The organism is Bradyrhizobium sp. B120 (genome assembly GCF_049075665.1).
Lineage (GTDB): Bacteria > Pseudomonadota > Alphaproteobacteria > Rhizobiales > Xanthobacteraceae > Bradyrhizobium.
Genome location: NZ_CP185242.1, coordinates 344354 through 356236 on the forward strand (window position 1 = coordinate 344354; position 11883 = coordinate 356236).

The window sequence follows — 11883 nt, forward strand, 5'->3', positions numbered from 1 at the left end:
GTGAAAATGGAAATCGTCTTTATGGATCAGGGCTGATCAGCTTTGGTTATGACCCAGAATATCGCGGGCCAAAGCTGCGATCGCGCCAGGCAATCCCTCGCCGGGCGAGAGCCAGCAGGCAAGGAAGTTCAGTTTCGACAATCGTATGGTCGATGGCAGCAGTCGAAGCGTTCCGGATTCGATCTCACTGCGGATCACCACGGCTGGAATAGCGGCGATACCGATCCCGTGCTGCGCCAGGGAGACGATGGTTGCCAGCGAACTGTTGGGAAATATTCGCGCGACCGGCAGATGCGGATCAGCAAGCGCCGCAACCAGTTCGGCATAAGGCTGTGTATTGTGGGCGTAGGTCAGGATCGGCGTGGTTCCGATGCTGGCGCGCGTCAGCGCCGCGTCGCCGATCTCCAGGTGAGGCGACGCAGCCCATACCAGGTCGAGTGAGCAGATCGGTCGCTCCTGTGCACTGATTTCTCCACTCGGTCCAAGCATGAAGGCGAGGTCGATTTCGCCGCCGCGCAGCGCTTCGCGCAAATTGACCGATACATCGGTCTGCACATTCGGGGTCACCCCGGGATGCTCGACATGCAGACGGCGCAGCAGCTCCGGCAGCAGGATATGAACGATCGTCTCGGCGACGCCAATCCGTATCAGACCGCGCATGCCGCCCTGCTCGCTCAGCGTGGAGACGACATCGGCCTGCAGCGCCAGCATGCGCCGCGCCTGATCGAACAAGGCTGCCCCGACCGGCGTGAGCGCGGGCCGCAATCCGCGTTCGCGGACGAGCAGGCGGACGCCATACTCGGCCTCCAGCGTCGCAATCCGCGCGGATATCGCCGGCTGAGTCGTGTTCAATTTGGTCGCGGCGCGCCCGAAGCCGCCGAGCTGCGCCACCCAGTAGAGCGCCTCCAGCGTGCGGATATCGATCATGCGGGCAACACCCAATGCATTGCGGAATAGAACACCACGTTGTTCCGGCAACGCAACATCCGTTCCAGGGTGCGGGGGAAATTGCCGGAAGCTTGCCTTGGCAACTATTTGCCCCGGCGACGGACCAGCTGGCGCAAGTCGCGATCGAAAAGGTGAATTAAAACAGCCTCTTGGAGGCAATAAAAACAGCCCTTCCCCGAATTGGTTGTGTCCGATAATGATCTGATGTGAGCTCACGGGGCGCGTGGGCCGCGGAGGAATTCGCCATGACCCTGTTGTATCCGCTGCAATCGCTTGCGGCCCATCCGGCGCGGCTGTCGCCGGACTATCGCTCCACCGTGAAGCGCTCGCCGCAGAAGCCGTTGATCCCGATGCGGCACACGCTCTCGGAATTGACCGGGCCGGTCTATGGCCACGAGACGGTGCGCGAGCATGACAACGACCTCACCATCCAGGCCAAGGGCGAGCCGCTCGGCGAACGCATCATCGTGCATGGTCACGTGCGCGACGAGGACGGCCGCGGCGTGCCCAATACGCTGGTCGAACTGTGGCAGGCCAATGCCTGCGGCCGCTACATCCATGTCGTCGACCAGCATCCGGCGCCGCTCGATCCCAATTTCACCGGCGCCGGCCGGACGCAATCCGACGCTGCCGGCTACTACAGGTTCATCACCATCAAGCCCGGCGCCTATCCCTGGGGCAATCACCACAACGCCTGGCGGCCCGCGCATATCCACTTCTCGGTGTTCGGGCATTCCTTCATCTCGCGGCTGGTGACGCAGATGTATTTCCCCGGCGATCCCTTGTTCCCGTTCGACCCGATCTTCAACTCGGTCACCGACGAGAAGGCGCGGGCGCGGATGATCTCGTCGTTCGATCTCGAGAACACCCAACCGGAATGGGCGCTGTGCTACCGCTTCGATATCGTGCTGCGCGGCCAGAGCGCCACGCCGATGGAGACCAGGTAAGTGTCGAACCAGCGTCCTGATGGAATCACGCCCTCGCAGACCGTCGGCCCCTATTTCAAATACGGCCTGACGCCGAACGGCGAGTATGAGTGGAACGACGCCTTCACCAACAATCTGCTGACATCAGACGTCTCGGGCGAACGGATTCGCGTCGAAGGCAAGGTCTATGACGGCGACGGCGTCGTGATCCCGGACTGCATGCTGGAGATCTGGCAGGCTGACAGCCAGGGCCGCTTCTCCGATCCGCAGGATGCGCGCGCGCTGCCGAACTCCTCCTTCAAGGGTTTTGGCCGCTGCGGGACCGACAAGAGCGGTAGCTATTCGTTCGACACCATCAAGCCGGGCGTGGTGCCTGATGCCGACGGCAAGCCGCAGGCGCCGCACATCGTGCTCGCGGTGTTCGCGCGCGGCATGCTGCTGCATCTCTACAGCCGGATCTATTTCGACGACGAAGCCGGCAACGCCGGCGATCCTGTGCTCGCATTGGTGCCGGCCGAGCGCCGCGCCACGCTGATTGCGAAGCGCAAGGCCGGCGCGGGCAATACCTACACGTTCGATGTTCACCTGCAGGGCGACAACGAGACCGTGTTCTTCGACGTCTAGTTGGCTGGCCGCATCCGGCAGCGCGCAAGTCCAGCATTGAAAGAGACGACCCAAATCCGCTGCGCGCCCTCGCCGCAGCGGATTTTGCTTGACCATGCATGATTGGTTATATAGCAATACAGTTATATAACTGAGATGAGATCAAGCATGCCCAACCTCGACGCCGCCTTTTCCGCGCTTGCCGACCCGACCCGCCGGGCGATCCTGGCGCGCCTCGCGCTGGGTGAAGCGACTGTCATGGAGCTGGTCGAGCCGTTCGAGATGACCCAGCCCGCGATCTCCCGCCATCTCAAGGTGCTCGAAGCCGCGGGTCTGATCGTGCGGCGCGTTGAAGGCACCAAGCGGCCGTGCCGGCTGGCACCGACGGCGGTCGCCGAGATCGATCAATGGCTCGGCACGCTGCGGCGGGCGCTGGAAACCAATTACGACCGGCTGGACGGAGTGCTGGCCGCCATGAAGCCTGAAAAGTGAAGGGTATCCCATGAGCAAGTTGACGCTGAAGACCGAAGGCGACCGCTATATCGTTGTCACCAGGCGCTTCGTCGCGCCGCCCGAGGCGGTGTATCGCGCGCATACCGAGCCGGAGCTATTGCAGAAGTGGCTGCTCGGTCCGGAAGGCTGGACCATGCCGGTCTGCGTCAGCGAGCTCAGGCCCGGCGGCAAGATCCGCTACGAATGGACCGACGGCAAGGGCGGCGGCTTTCATCTGACCGGCGAATATCTCGAACTCGAACCGTTCAGCCGCATCGTGCATGTCGAGCGCATGCACCTGCCGGATCCGACGCCGGACAATTGTGTCGAGACACGGTTTGCGCCCGACGGCAGCGGCACCGTGATGACGATGCGGATGACATTGCCGGACGCCGAGACGCGCGCGGCGATGCTCGCGACCGGCATGGAGCACGGCATGGAAGACAGCTATGCTCGGCTCGACCGCATGAGCTGAGCACGACTGACGTGAGGGACAATGCGCGACCGTTTCCTGACCGGTCTGATTGGGTATCCGATCGCGCATTCGGCGGCGCCTGCGATGCACGAGCAGGCGGCCGCCGCGCTGCGCGTTCACGCTCACTACCAGCTCATCGAGGTGAAGGGCGCCGGGCGCGACGATCTGTGTGCGATGCTCGAGGGCGTCAGGCGGCTTGGCTTTGCCGGCGTCAATGTCACCTTTCCCTACAAGGAGGCGGTCGTCGATCTGCTCGATGACCTCGCGCCCGATGCGCGCGCGATCGGCGCGGTCAATACCATTGTCTCCGACGGCGGGCGTCTGATCGGGCACAACACCGATGCGACGGGCTTTGCGCGTGCGATCGCACCGCTGCTTGCGTCAACGCCGCGCGGCCCGATCGCGCTGATCGGTGCCGGCGGCGTCGGCAAGGCGATCGCCTTTGCGCTCGCCGGCCTCGGCGTCGCCGGGATCAGGATCTTCGACGCCGATGCTACCAAGGCCGCGCAGCTTGCGGCCCAGCTGCGGGATCGCGATGCGATCCATGCCGGCAGCGTCGCGATCGCGGCGGACGGCGCCACAGGTCTCGTCAATGCAACGCCGGTCGGCATGCTGCCGAGCCGCGACACGCCGGTGCCGGATGCACTGCTGCATCGCTCGATGTGGGTCGCCGACGCGGTCTACACGCCGCTCTGGACACCGCTGCTGACCGCAGCAAAAGCCAAAGGCGCCAGCGTCCTGACCGGCCGCGAGCTCGCGATCAACGCCTCGGCCGATGCGTTCAAGCTGTTCACGGGATTAACCCCGGCGTACGCTGCGATGGCAAATGCGTTCGATGCCGTGATGGCGCAACGCTACGCGCCGCCGGTTGCCTGAAACGCGGCCATCCGCTTCGAGATGGCGTCGAGGAACAGCCGCACGCGCGTCGGCATCTGGCGTCCCTGCGCGTACAGTGCGCAGACCGGTGCGGGATCGCTGCGCCACTCCGGCAGAACTTGCACCAGGCGTCCGGATGCGAGGTCGGGCGCGACATCGACCCAGCTCTTCATGATCAGGCCGGCGCCGTCGAGCGCCCAGTCATGCGCGACCTCGCCATTGTCGCAGCGCAGCCGCGACGACACCTCGATCTCGGCGGCGCGGCCGTCGCTGTGTACCAGCCGCCACCGTGCCTGCGCGCCTCTGTTGTAGAGCAGGCAGTTATGCAGCGTCACATCCTCGGGCGAAGCCGGCGCGCCGTGTTGCGCGAGATAGCCCGGCGACGCTGCGATGATGCGGTGATTGTCGATCAGCTTGCGCATGATCAGGTCGGAGTCGCGCGGCATGCCGATGCGGATCACGACGTCGATGCGCTCGTCGATCAGTTCGACGAGGCGGTCCGTGAGCATCAGTTCGACCGACATCTTCGGATAGGTCAGCGCGAGATCCCGGCAGACCGGACTGACATGAGCGCGACCGAGTGCGACCGTCGCGCTGACCCGCAGCACGCCCTGCGGCTCGACGCGGCCATGCGCCAGCGCGGCTTCCGCTTCGTCGACCTCGGCAAGGATGCGCTGTGCTCGGTCGAACAGCCTTTGTCCCTCCTCGGTGAGCGCGAGGTGGCGCGTGCTGCGCACGATCAGGCTGGTGTCGGTCCGCCTTTCCAGGGTCGCGAGCCGCTTGCTGACGACGCTGAGCGCGATGCCCATCTCGCGACCGGCGGCGGACAGGCTGCCGGTGGCGACGATCCTCACGAAGGTCCGAAGCTCGGTGATGTCGTCCAACACAGTTTATTTCCAAAAAGTGGAGGGTGTATCGATTTTGCGAAGGATAATACTGATAATGGAAATAGAATAGGCTGATTTCCATCAACAAGGAGATCAGCCATGACCCAATCTTCCCCCACCAATCTCAGCCGCCGCAAAACCCTCCAGGCGGTTGGTGCCGCCGGCGCCCTAGCCGTCGCCGGGCTCAACGCCGCGGCCCAGCCGGCCAACGCCGCCTCGGACACGCAGACCTCGTCCAATGGCGGCTTCTGGCCGAACGGCGCGCGGCTCGCGGTCAGCCTGTCCTTGATGTTCGAGGGCGGCGGTCAGCCGATTTCCGGCGCCGGCGGCGTCATTCCCGATCCGATCGAGAAGGGCGTGCCTGATCTACCGACCAATGCGTTCTTCGCCTACGGCCATTACGAAGGCATCCCGCGCCTGCTCGATCTGATGGACAAGCACGGTATCAAGCTGTCGTCTTTCATGATCGGCAAGGCGGTCGAGACCTCGCCCGACATCGCCAGGGAAATCGTGCGCCGTGGTCATGAGGCGGCCGCGCATGGCCGGATCTGGAGCAACTCGTATCAGTTGCCGAAGGATCAGGAGAAGCGCTTCATCGCCGACAGCGTCGAGACGATCCAGAAGATCACGGGACAAACGCCGATCGGCTGGAACGCGTACTGGATGCGCAACTCGGTCCACATCCTGGAGACGCTGCAGGATCTCGGCTTCCTCTATCACATCGACGAGCCGAGCCATGACGAACCCTTCATCGTGCCGGTGCGCGGCAAGGATTTCGTCACCGTGCCCTACACGATGCACATGAACGACATCGTCTCCTTCCCGTTCCAGGGCTGGAATCCGGCCGCCTACGAGCAGGCGCTGAAGGACGAGTTCGACCAGCTCTATGAAGAAGGCGCGAAGCGGCGGCGGATGATGGTGATCAGCCTGCACGACCGCATCTCCGGCCACGCAGGACGCGCGCGGGTGCTCGATCGCTTCCTGTCCTATGCCAGGAGCAAGGGCGATGTCTGGTTCGCGCGCAAGGACGAGATCGCACGCTATGCGCTCGCCAACCGAGCCAATACGCCGGTGATCCAGCGCGGCGCGCCCGGCGTGACCGGCCTGCCCGGACCGACGGCCTGATCGCGGGAGGCATCAATGCTCGACCATGTCACCCTGCGCACCAGCGATCTGGAAGGCACCCGTGCCTTCCTCGAGAATCTCCTCGACGTGAAGCCGGGCTATCGCCCCGGCTTCGCCTTCCCCGGTTACTGGCTCTATGCCGACGGCGAACCCGTGGTGCATCTGATCCCGGGCGAGGGCACTCGCAACGATCCGCGCGGCGAAACCATCGACCATGTCGGCTTCCGGCTCGAAGGCTATGACGCCTATCGCCACAAGATCGAGATGCTCGCCATTCCCTATTCGACGATGGATCTGCCGGAGCTCGCCGAGCGCCGGTTGTTTGTCCGCACGCCGACGGGCATCCTGCTCGAACTGGTGTTTCGCGAGCGCGCGGCCGCAACGAGGAGCAACGACAATGCGTAATGTTCTGGCCGCCACAGCCTTGGCCATCGGCTTGCTGCTCGCAGCGCCCGCACGTGCCGACGCGGTGAAGATCGACGATCTCGTCGTCGCGACCACCGTCCCTGCAGCCGAACGCGATGCCACCGTCGCCGCAGCAAAGGCGTTCTACCAGTTCTGGAACAGCGGCGATGAGGCAGCGCTCAAGGCCGCGATCGCGGATAATTTCGTCGACCACACCTTGCCGGCCGGCCGTCCGCAGGGACCGCAAGGCCCGGCCTTCGCGTCGAAGAATTTCCGTGCCGCAGTGCCGGACCTCTCGGTTGAAGTGGTCAAGATGATCGTGGCCGGCGACTACGTCACCGTGCACATGCAGTTCCGCGGCCATTTCACCGGCAGCTTCGGCGCGACCAAGGGCAGCGGCCAGGCGATTGATTTCATCGCCACCGATCTGCTCAAGGTCACCGGCGGCCGCGTCACCGACAACTGGCATATCGAGGACAATCTGACCCTGCTCTCCAAGATGGGCGTCGCCAAGCTTGCGCAGTGATGGACGCGGCGGCAGACGCTTTTCTGCCGTCGGATGCATCGACCGGCCGTGCCGCTCCGCTATGATGGGTGCCTGTCCCCGCGACTTCAGAGGCATCCTTCATGACAAAAATCAGGATCGGTCTGGCCGGCTGCGGCTTCGTGTCCGAGCTGCATATGTACGCCTACAAGCGGGTCTATGGCGTCGATGTCGAGGTGAGGGCGGTTGCGGCGCGCGGCGATCATGTCAATGACTTTGCGCGCAAGCACGGAATCCCAAACGCCTATCGCAGCTTCGCCGAGCTGGTCGCCGACCGTGAGCTCGACGTCATCGACATCTGCACGCCGCCCAACCTTCATGCCGCGATGATCGTGGACGCCATGCAGGCCGGCAAGCACGTGATCTGCGAGAAGCCGTTCAGCGGCTATTTCGGGCGCGACGGCGACAAGGCGCCGATCGGCCGGCATGTCCCGAAGGCGCTGATGTACCAGCGCGTGATGGAGGAGATGGAGCAGACCCGCGCCGCGATCGAAAAGACCGGCAGGCTGTTCATGTATGCCGAGGATTGGATCTACGCACCCGCAGTGACCAAGACCGCAGAGATCATCCGCGCCACGGGCGACAAGATCCTGTTCATGAAGGGCGAAGAGAGCCACTCCGGCTCGCACGCGGCGCACGCCGCGGAGTGGGCGATGACCGGCGGCGGCTCGCTGATCCGGATGGGCTGCCATCCGCTGTCGGCCGTGCTCTATCTCAAGCAGGTCGAGGCCCGCGCGCGCGGTGAGGCGATCCACGTTGCCAGCGTCACCTGCGATGTCGGCAACGTCACCGCCGGTCTCAAGCCCGAGGAGCGCGCCTACATCAAGGCCAATCCGGTCGACGTCGAGGATTGGGGCACGCTGACCGCGACCTTCTCCGACGGCACCAAGGCGACGGTATTCTCCGGCGACATGATCCTGGGCGGCGTGCGCAATCTGATCGAGACCTATACCTCCGGCGGCTCATTGTTCGCCAACATCACGCCGAACACGCATCTCGTGAGCTACCAGACCTCGGAGGCGAAGCTCGCCTCCGTCTACATCACAGAGAAGGTCGATCGCAAAACCGGCTGGCAATATGTCTGCCTCGAGGAGGAATGGACCCGCGGCTATCTGCAGGAGATCCAGGACTTCATGGAATGCGTCGCAACCGGCCGCGCACCGCTCGCCGACCTCGCGCTGGCGTATGAGACGACGAGAGTGAACTACGCCGGCTATTGGGCGGCGGATGAGGGGCGGCGGGTGGTGGTCTAGCCGCGAGCGCCGCGCTTCCCTCTCCCCTTGTGGGAGAAGGTGGCGCGCAAAGCGCGCCGGATGAGGGGTTATCACCGCGAATTCATTGCGAGAGATCATTCGCGGAGAGAAACCCCTCACCCGGCTTCGATGCTACGCATCGAAGCCACCCTCTCCCACAAGGGGAGAGGGTGCACCGCCGCCGCGGTCAAAATCACGCTATCGCCTACGCCCCGTACACCGATCCCTTCGGCAGCGGGAATACCGGGTCCTGCGTCCTGATGTTGGTCGGCCACACCACGGTGATGCGCTCGCCGGCGTTCTGCATCACGACCGGCGTCGAGCGCTCGTTCTGGCCGGACATAGGCGTGCCCGGCGGATAGAATTTTACGCCATAGCCCTGGATGGTGCCGCCCGGCGGGATGTCGACATCAAGCGCTGCCTTGCGGATCGCCTCGGGGTCGAAGCCGCCATATTTCTCCTTGGCGACCGGCAGCACATTGTTGAGCAGCACCCAGGTCTGGTTGAAGCCCATCGAGCAGTGCGGCGGCACTTCGGTGGCGCTGGTCTTCTCGCGGTAGCGCGCGACCATCACCTTGGTGAGGTCGCCGACCCCCGGCGCCAGCTTGGCGGGATCGAGCAGCTGCGCCGGGACGGGGTCGATGTTGCAGAAATTGTCGATGTCGGCGCCGAACGTCGTGCGCAACTTGTCGAGCTGGCTGTAGCCGGCGCCGGCGCCGAACAGCATCTTGAACTTCAGCCCGCTCTCGCGCGCCTGGCGCAGGAACAGCGTGATGTCGGGGTTGTAGCCGGCATGCGAGATGATGTCGGCCTTGGCGCGCTTCAATTTGGTCACCAGCACCGAGAGATCGGGCGCGGAGGCCGAATAGCCTTCCTTGAGCACGACCTGCAGCCCGGCTTCCTTCGCGAACATTTCGTCCGCGGCGGCAACGCCGACGCCGTAGGGACCGTCCTCATGGATCAGCGCAACCTTGACGTCCTTCGGCTCCATGCCGAGCCTGGCCTTGGCGTGCTCGCCGAGGAAGCCGCCGAAGGCCTGGCCGTACTGGTCGGAATGGATCTGGGCGCGGAACACGTATTGCAGGTTCTTGTCCTTGAACACGGCGGTCGAGACCGCGGTCGTGATCCAGAGGATCCGCTTCTGCTGCTCGACCTTGGCGGCGAGCGGCACCGCGTGCGAGCTCGCGAACACGCCGTTGAGGATATCGACCTTCTCCTGGTCGATCAGGCGATTGGCCTCGTTGATCGCGACATCCGGCTTGCTCTGGGAATCGACATTGACCGGCGCGATCTTGTACTTGCCGCCGATGCCGCCCTTCTCATTGACGAGATCGATCGCGATCTGGGTGCCGATCGAGGAGGCGACCGAGCCGCCGGCCGCAAACGGGCCGGTCAGGTCGTAGATCACACCGATCCGAACTGTCTCGGCCTGCGCCTGCGCGCGGGTCCAATCGAAGCTGAAAGCAGCGGCGGCAGCCGCTGAGGTCTTCAGCAGCGTCCTGCGTGAAGTCGGCATCGCGTCCTCCCCTGAAGCCGTCATTTGCGACGGACCTTTGTTTTTTGCGAAGTATTGGGAGGCGAGGTCGGAAAGTCAACGCGATTGCGGCTGCGGCGTGTTGCGCTTTCGGAGGGGGCGCTTGGCTTCCTACGTCGTCCCGGCGAAGGCCGGGACCCATTACCCCAAATGTAAATCGTTGCGCGACGCTGGGGCTGCAATCCCTCTTACAACACGACCCTGTGGTTATGGGTCCCGGCTTTCGCCGGGACGACGATGGTGGTGGTCGCGCAAACCTACTCCATCACCGCGGCATGATCCGGCGGCGCCGACTGCGCGCGCAGTGTGGCCTTGGTCGAGCCGATCATCAGCGCGAGCGGGATCGAGACCAGGATGAACAGCATCACCAGCTGGTAGTCGTGCGAGAACGCGATGATCTGCGACTGCGCCGCCACCATCCTGTCGGCCATCGCGCGGCCGGCATCGGTGTTGAGGTTGATCATGCCGGCGACGTCGGGCATCTGCAGCGCGTGGTTGAACGGATTGATCTGCTCCGACAGCTTTGCGTAGATCCGCCGCCCGCCCTCGGTGAGCTGTGCGATCACGATCGAGATGCCGACCGAGCTCGCGACGTTGCGGAACAGCGTCAGCATCGAGGTGCCGTCGGTGCGCAGCTGGTTGGGCAGCGTCAGGAACGCCACCGTCGACAGCGGCACGAACACGAGGCCGAAGCCAAAACCCTGGATCACGCTGACGATGATGATCTCGCTTGCCTGGGTCATGTCGGTCCAGCCGGTCATCTGGAACAGCGATGCCGCGGTCAGCGCAAGGCCGGAGACGATCAGCGTGCGCGCCTCGATGTAGCGCATCAGGCGGCCGACCAGCATCATCGCCACGAAGGTGCCGGCGCCGCGGGTCGCCAGCAACAGGCCGGCGGTGATGATCGGATAGCCGACCACGTTCTGCAGGTACGGCGAGGACAGCGCCATGGTCGAATACAGCACGAGGCCCATCACCGTCATGAATACGACGCCGCCGAGAAAATTGCGGTCCTTGAAGATCGCGAACTGGATGAACGGCTTGTCGGTGGTCAGTGAATGGGCGAAGAAGAAGTAGGCGCCGACCGCCGCCACAATGAACTCGATCATGATTTCGTTGGATTCCAGCCAGCCGAGCTGCTCGCCGCGGTCCAGCGCGAGCTGCAGCGCGCCGATCGCCACCGCGAGCGCACCGAAGCCGAACCAGTCGAAGCGCAGCGCGTGGTCCTGCCTGGTCTCGTCCATGAACACCGCGAGGCCGAGCACGGTGAAGGCGCCGAACGGCAGATTGACGAAGAACACCCAGTGCCACGAATAGGTCTCGGTCAGCCAGGCACCGAGCGAGGGGCCCATGATCGGACCCATCATCACGCCCATGCCCCAGATCGACATCGCCTTGGCGCGCTCATGCAGCGCGTAGGAATCGAGCATTACCGCCTGCGACAGCGGCACCAGCGCCGCGCCGAACACGCCCTGCAACAGGCGGAACAGCACCATCTGGTTGATGTCCTGCGCCAGGCCGCAGAACACCGAGGCGACGGTGAAGCCGGCCGAGCAGATGATGAAGATGCGCTTGCGGCCGAAGCGGTTGGCGATCCAGCCCACCGGCGCGGTCATGATCGCGGCCGCGACGATGTAGGAGGTCAGCACCCAGTTGATCTGGTCCTGCGAGGCCGACAGCGAGCCCTGCATATAGGGCAGCGCGACGTTGGCGATCGTGGTGTCGAGCGCCTGCATGATCGTCGCGGTCATCGCGCAGATCGTCACCATGTTCCGGCGCATGCCGGGCACGGCGGATGGTGACGGTGCATTCATC

Annotated in this window: 13 protein-coding genes; 9 read left to right on the forward strand and 4 right to left on the reverse strand. The window is 64.3% G+C overall.

The genetic code is table 11. The features are described from left to right. Positions 1 to 36: 36 nt before the first annotated feature. Entirely contained in the window at positions 37 to 1164 is a 1128-nt protein-coding gene (locus ACOIX3_RS01615) for a LysR family transcriptional regulator (protein WP_420968098.1), read from the reverse strand. A 29-nt stretch (positions 1165 to 1193) separates the two neighbouring features. Between ACOIX3_RS01615 and pcaH the strand changes: the two genes are divergently transcribed. From pcaH to ACOIX3_RS01640, 5 genes are all read left to right on the forward strand, one after another. After that, the gene (pcaH, locus tag ACOIX3_RS01620) at positions 1194 to 1895 is read left to right on the forward strand and encodes a protocatechuate 3,4-dioxygenase subunit beta (RefSeq protein WP_420968099.1); all 702 of its coding nucleotides are present in this window, start codon (positions 1194 to 1196) and stop codon (positions 1893 to 1895) included. Next, positions 1896 to 2498, forward strand: a complete 603-nt coding sequence (gene pcaG, locus ACOIX3_RS01625; protein ID WP_420968100.1) for a protocatechuate 3,4-dioxygenase subunit alpha — start codon at positions 1896 to 1898, stop codon at positions 2496 to 2498. 147 nt (positions 2499 to 2645) lie between these two features. Continuing rightward, complete coding sequence (locus ACOIX3_RS01630) at positions 2646 to 2969, forward strand: ArsR/SmtB family transcription factor (protein WP_420968101.1); 324 nt, start codon at positions 2646 to 2648, stop codon at positions 2967 to 2969. A gap of 10 nt (positions 2970 to 2979) precedes the next feature. Further along, complete coding sequence (locus tag ACOIX3_RS01635) at positions 2980 to 3444, forward strand: SRPBCC domain-containing protein (RefSeq protein WP_420968102.1); 465 nt, start codon at positions 2980 to 2982, stop codon at positions 3442 to 3444. A 21-nt stretch (positions 3445 to 3465) separates the two neighbouring features. Beyond that, a complete protein-coding gene (locus ACOIX3_RS01640) occupies positions 3466 to 4320 on the forward strand; it encodes a shikimate dehydrogenase (protein WP_420968103.1) in 855 nt (284 codons plus the stop codon). On the opposite strand, the gene ACOIX3_RS01645 is transcribed toward ACOIX3_RS01640, so the two are convergent. Beyond that, positions 4299 to 5207 carry a LysR family transcriptional regulator gene (locus tag ACOIX3_RS01645; RefSeq protein ID WP_420968104.1) on the reverse strand — a complete coding sequence of 303 codons (909 nt, stop codon included), beginning with the start codon at positions 5205 to 5207 and terminating at the stop codon, positions 4299 to 4301. The two genes, ACOIX3_RS01640 and ACOIX3_RS01645, sit on opposite strands and share 22 nt — an antisense overlap. A 99-nt stretch (positions 5208 to 5306) precedes the next feature. On the opposite strand from ACOIX3_RS01645, the gene ACOIX3_RS01650 reads away from it, so the two are divergent. The 4 genes from ACOIX3_RS01650 to ACOIX3_RS01665 all read left to right on the forward strand — a co-directional run bounded on the left by ACOIX3_RS01650 (position 5307) and on the right by ACOIX3_RS01665 (position 8534). Then, a complete protein-coding gene (locus ACOIX3_RS01650; RefSeq protein WP_420968105.1) occupies positions 5307 to 6332 on the forward strand; it encodes a polysaccharide deacetylase family protein in 1026 nt (341 codons plus the stop codon). A 15-nt stretch (positions 6333 to 6347) separates the two neighbouring features. Beyond that, a complete protein-coding gene (locus ACOIX3_RS01655; protein WP_420968106.1) occupies positions 6348 to 6737 on the forward strand; it encodes a VOC family protein in 390 nt (129 codons plus the stop codon). Beyond that, the gene (locus tag ACOIX3_RS01660; RefSeq protein WP_420968107.1) at positions 6730 to 7263 is read left to right on the forward strand and encodes an ester cyclase; all 534 of its coding nucleotides are present in this window, start codon (positions 6730 to 6732) and stop codon (positions 7261 to 7263) included. The genes ACOIX3_RS01655 and ACOIX3_RS01660 overlap by 8 nt, the downstream gene beginning before the upstream one ends. A 101-nt stretch (positions 7264 to 7364) precedes the next feature. Next, the gene (locus ACOIX3_RS01665) at positions 7365 to 8534 is read left to right on the forward strand and encodes a Gfo/Idh/MocA family protein (RefSeq protein ID WP_420968108.1); all 1170 of its coding nucleotides are present in this window, start codon (positions 7365 to 7367) and stop codon (positions 8532 to 8534) included. Positions 8535 to 8739: 205 nt separating this feature from the next. Here ACOIX3_RS01665 and ACOIX3_RS01670 read toward each other — a convergent pair whose 3' ends face one another. Next, complete coding sequence (locus tag ACOIX3_RS01670; RefSeq protein WP_420968109.1) at positions 8740 to 10050, reverse strand: ABC transporter substrate-binding protein; 1311 nt, start codon at positions 10048 to 10050, stop codon at positions 8740 to 8742. Between the two features lie 275 nt (positions 10051 to 10325). Beyond that, a complete protein-coding gene (locus tag ACOIX3_RS01675; RefSeq protein ID WP_420968110.1) occupies positions 10326 to 11882 on the reverse strand; it encodes an MDR family MFS transporter in 1557 nt (518 codons plus the stop codon). Position 11883: the final 1 nt, after the last annotated feature.

Excerpts from the sequence above, each read along its gene's own strand:
- pcaH (WP_420968099.1), top strand. The coding sequence starts at position 1,194 with ATGACCCTGTTGTATCCGCTGCAATCGCTTGCGGCCCATCCGGCGCGG.
- ACOIX3_RS01630 (WP_420968101.1), top strand. The coding sequence starts at position 2,646 with ATGCCCAACCTCGACGCCGCCTTTTCCGCGCTTGCCGACCCGACCCGC.
- ACOIX3_RS01635 (WP_420968102.1), top strand. The coding sequence starts at position 2,980 with ATGAGCAAGTTGACGCTGAAGACCGAAGGCGACCGCTATATCGTTGTC.
- ACOIX3_RS01640 (WP_420968103.1), top strand. The coding sequence starts at position 3,466 with ATGCGCGACCGTTTCCTGACCGGTCTGATTGGGTATCCGATCGCGCAT.
- ACOIX3_RS01650 (WP_420968105.1), top strand. The coding sequence starts at position 5,307 with ATGACCCAATCTTCCCCCACCAATCTCAGCCGCCGCAAAACCCTCCAG.
- ACOIX3_RS01655 (WP_420968106.1), top strand. The coding sequence starts at position 6,348 with ATGCTCGACCATGTCACCCTGCGCACCAGCGATCTGGAAGGCACCCGT.
- ACOIX3_RS01660 (WP_420968107.1), top strand. The coding sequence starts at position 6,730 with ATGCGTAATGTTCTGGCCGCCACAGCCTTGGCCATCGGCTTGCTGCTC.
- ACOIX3_RS01665 (WP_420968108.1), top strand. The coding sequence starts at position 7,365 with ATGACAAAAATCAGGATCGGTCTGGCCGGCTGCGGCTTCGTGTCCGAG.
- ACOIX3_RS01670 (WP_420968109.1), bottom strand. The coding sequence starts at position 10,050 with ATGCCGACTTCACGCAGGACGCTGCTGAAGACCTCAGCGGCTGCCGCC.
- ACOIX3_RS01675 (WP_420968110.1), bottom strand. The coding sequence starts at position 11,882 with ATGAATGCACCGTCACCATCCGCCGTGCCCGGCATGCGCCGGAACATG.